Below are 3,266 nucleotides of genomic sequence, written 5' to 3'. Positions count from 1 at the left end.
CGCCGTGCCCATCAGCCAGCGCGCGGATCGTGAGCCCGCCCGCCAAGGCCCGCACCGCCAGGTGCTTACGTGTTTCCCCAGGCAGTTGCGCCGCCGCGCCAGCCAATCGATTCATCCGCGCCCCTCAGTGAAAAGTGAGCGCCGATTATCGACCATCGCGACCTCACCGCGCCCCGCCTCGTGTAACCCTGCAGTGAACCACGCCTGAATTCCTTTGTGTACCGTGCTCTCGGATTACCCATCTTTCCATCCTCCTTGCGTGAGTTTTACACACTCAGCAAGAGGTACGTTTTTCGCGGGCAAGCTCAATTCTGACGCGGGGGGCACCTGCTGTTCCCACTGAGAGATCCAATCACGCAGCGCCTGGTCCGAAATATTGCGGCACTCTTTCGGCAGCTCGTCCATGCACTTCTGCAATTGGCGGCTTGCCGCCTCCACATATACTTCCGGCGCAAACTCAGCCAGCTGATCGCCGCAGCGCATAACGCAACGGGGCTCGGCATGGTAATCCAACTGGATCGAGCCTGGCCAGTGTTCGGCGAGCAAAGCCATGAGTCTGGCTTGGTGCGCGCGGGCGCTCTTGGGCAAGGTCAGTTGCAGCGTAGCGTCGGCGTGCTCTTGGCCACGCAGCCATTCGTCTATCAACAATAGTAACGTATCCGGATGATCCACTGCGGCGACTAGTATGGCACGCGCGTGTTCATCCAGCCGCTTTCTCCAGTGCCATGCCATGGCGTGACTGGCGGCTAGGTAAATGGCCACATGCTGCAACGCATCCAGAATGCCTTGCTGGTATCCGGCTTGATATCCGTGCTGACGTAGGGATTCAGCCTGGATTTCGGCATTGCGTAGCATGCGCTGGGCATTTCGCCGGGCTTGCTCTTCCAGCCTTCCGGTGCGGCTGGCGTCCTGGAGCGCGGAACAGGGGAGCAGCGTCCCGTCAACGATGCGTTGTGGGTGGGGTATGGGGATGTCTCTGGGCATATTGCAGGGCCAGGGTTAGAATCATGGGATCAGCGTCGGGCTCCGTCGGCGCGGCGTCCACATGTGGCGGGAACAGCAGCGGAAACCTCTGCGCCAATGGCACCGGCAGCCGTTTCCGCCAGCAACGGAGCTGGGCATAACCGATTCGCAACAGCTCGTTATGGCACAACGGCTGCTGTTTCGTGGCAGCATCCGTCGGCAGATCGATGGTGATGAATACGCGTGCCCATTGCGGCAAACTTAGCATTGCTCCGCGCCAAGCCAACTCTGAGCGCCGCGCATAGCAGCCAATCAGGTACGCGGCCTGGGGCAATCGTCTCCAATAACGCAGCAACTGCCTTGCCAATGCATCTAATTCTGCATCGGTGCAGTCGTTTCTCAGTTGGTAGGCGGCTAGCAACAGTTCGTTGGCTGCGGCGCGAGCCGCAGGCTGCCCGGTCAAGGAAACTGGCAAGCTTAGCCGACGCGGGTGCAGGTAGGACAAAGGGTCGAACAGCACGCGCAGCAAGGCTGGAGAGCATGGCAACTCAGCCATCGCCGCTCCTAGTGGGAGCCACGGCTTCCGGCGACGCGGTTTCCGCCTTACGACGCTGCCATAGCCAGCCTGCAGCGCCAAGCAGGGCGAACAACACGGCGCCGGCAGTCAGCCAGACCAACCCAACTCCGCGTGCAGAAAGAGGCGTGCCGGGCGCTTGCTGTTGCGCCTCGCCGCGCCGGGACACCACTACCGATATATTGTCGTATTCAACATCGGCGAAACTGTTTTTCAGGAAGCGTTTGATGTCGGTGACTTTCTGCTCCGGCTCAATGTCGCGATCATATACTGCCAGCGCCGACAGGTGGACGGGCTTGGCAGCGCGTCCGCCTTCTCCGGAATCCAAGTCGTAGCTGATATGCACGCGCGCGGACAACACGCCGTCCATAATTTGCAGCGATTGTTCCAGCCGCTGTTCGATGGCGGAGTACAACCGCGCTTTTTCCGCTCGCGGCGACGATACCAAGGAATCGGCCGGAAACATCTGCGCCACTTCCATGCGGGGACGCGACGGCAAATCATAGGTCTTCAGCCAGTCGACCGCGGCGGCAAAATTGGGCGCTGCCACGGAGATGCTGTAACCGGCTTTGCCGCGGTCGGCTTTTTCCGCCTCGATATTGTGACGCTGCAGCACGGCGATCACTTCATTGGCTTGCTGTTGGTCCAGCCCTTTGAGCAAGTCCTGTTGCTGGCAAGCTGCCAGCAACAGAATCAACGGCATGGCGTAAAGATGGCGACGCATCATGAACGTATTAGGCTTTCTACCGCGCTCACCGCTTTGCGGGTCAGAGTGCTAATGGTGGACACCTCGAGGTTGTAGTTTGAGGTTCGCAGTTGCAACTGGAATAGTTCGGCCGGATCGGTTAACGCATGGGGTTGTTCCAGACGCTGCATGATGGCGTCTTTTTCCATGCCGGCGCTGACGGCGGACTGGGAGAAGGCCTGGACCAGCCTCTCATCCAGCGACACGATGTCGCTATCTTGGGCGGGCAGCTCGCGAATCCGGCTAACCAGCGCCTCGATCGGTTGGATCGAGCGATTCTGCATGTGAAGCTCCTGTGTGCGCCGCAATGCGGCGCAGTGTCGTTATCGGAAGTTCTGGATGATGGCAGCGTCGATGTCCTTAAAGACCTTGACGGTGTTGGATTGCGCGTTGCGGTACAGGTTGTATTCGGACAGCTTGCTTTGGTACAAAGCCAGTTTTTGCGGATTGGATGGAGACGTGGCCAAATCCTTCAGAGCGTTATCCACCTGCTTTTGCAAGTCTTCTACGCCACTATCGTATTCCTTGGAAATACCGTCCAGATAGCCTTTTTCCCAGGTCATGATTGTTTCCTTTGTTGAGATTCTGATGCCACCAGCAATGCTGGTGGTTTGAAATTGTGAGCGCCTCAAAAGCGCCCATAAATGAGTGAGTCGCCGGTGATGGCCTACTCCATGATCATCTTTATCTGATTATATCGCTCATCTTCTACCTCCTGATTGCGGATGTACGCTCCACCATCTGCTCGTCTAGCCCTACGGTGGAAGCAAAGCAGCAGCGGACCCAGAAGTTTTCCCCCTGGAATTTCACCGCTGTTCCCCAAAATGTTCTGACTATCTGAATTACGCTTTTGCCCTTAAGTGTTCACGAAAAACTGACTTGATATTTGATGCCGTACCCGGCCAGTAGGTCGGCCAATTCGGCATCGATGGTTTTCTTGGTCCAGGTGGCGAAGCATCGCCATCGATATTTCAGATGTCGCCA

General features: G+C 57.9%; 5 protein-coding genes. All 5 read right to left on the bottom strand.

The features are described from left to right. Nucleotides 1–234 precede the first annotated feature (234 nt). Nucleotides 235–855: a hypothetical protein gene (locus tag CFB82_RS43640; protein WP_089487912.1), complete on the bottom strand. Its 621-nt coding sequence runs from the start codon at nt 853–855 to the stop codon at nt 235–237. An 85-nt stretch (nt 856–940) separates the two neighbouring features. Beyond that, a complete protein-coding gene (locus CFB82_RS41115; protein WP_089487911.1) occupies nt 941–1,519 on the bottom strand; it encodes a type III secretion apparatus protein OrgA/MxiK in 579 nt (192 codons plus the stop codon). Beyond that, nucleotides 1,512–2,264 carry an EscJ/YscJ/HrcJ family type III secretion inner membrane ring protein gene (locus CFB82_RS41110; protein ID WP_179255538.1) on the bottom strand — a complete coding sequence of 251 codons (753 nt, stop codon included), beginning with the start codon at nt 2,262–2,264 and terminating at the stop codon, nt 1,512–1,514. Before CFB82_RS41110 ends, CFB82_RS41115 begins: the two co-directional genes overlap by 8 nt. Beyond that, a complete protein-coding gene (gene sctI / locus CFB82_RS41105; protein WP_179255537.1) occupies nt 2,261–2,566 on the bottom strand; it encodes a type III secretion system inner rod subunit SctI in 306 nt (101 codons plus the stop codon). Before sctI ends, CFB82_RS41110 begins: the two co-directional genes overlap by 4 nt. A 39-nt stretch (nt 2,567–2,605) precedes the next feature. Continuing rightward, nucleotides 2,606–2,845, bottom strand: a complete 240-nt coding sequence (locus tag CFB82_RS41100; RefSeq protein WP_089487910.1) for a type III secretion system needle complex protein — start codon at nt 2,843–2,845, stop codon at nt 2,606–2,608. Nucleotides 2,846–3,266: the final 421 nt, after the last annotated feature.

It is taken from the genome of Burkholderia sp. HI2714, assembly GCF_002223085.1.
Classification (GTDB): domain Bacteria; phylum Pseudomonadota; class Gammaproteobacteria; order Burkholderiales; family Burkholderiaceae; genus Burkholderia; species Burkholderia lata_D.
The sequence above is the reverse complement of the archived record's forward strand: the minus strand, read 5'-3'. Positions and strand labels throughout refer to the sequence as shown.